General features: G+C 71.4%; 1 pseudogene. It reads left to right on the top strand.

What is annotated here, in order from left to right:
- A pseudogene (locus tag G5A07_RS22005) lies at positions 1–195 on the top strand (hypothetical protein); the annotation flags it as partial.
- Between the last annotated feature and the right edge of the window lie 22 nt (positions 196–217).

The raw sequence follows: 217 nt of genomic DNA, 5'->3' as shown, positions 1-217 counted from the left end.
GAAATGGAGCGGACCGCGCGGATGCTGGCGGCCTGGTCGATCTCGAGCCTGGCGATGACCGCGCTGCTGACGGCGCTGTGGGGCGTGCTGGCGGGCCTTGCCGGCGTGCGCACGGCGATTGCGCTCAGTGGCCTGCTGATGCTCCTGACCCCGCTGCTGCTGCCGCGCCGCGCGCTCAACATGAGCGCTGCTTGATGCTGCGGCCGCGGTCCTCGTA

Origin of the sequence: Stenotrophomonas sp. AS012628 (assembly GCF_010608305.1) — a bacterium.
Lineage (GTDB): Bacteria > Pseudomonadota > Gammaproteobacteria > Xanthomonadales > Xanthomonadaceae > Stenotrophomonas > Stenotrophomonas geniculata.
This window is presented reverse-complemented; position numbering and strand designations above follow the sequence as displayed.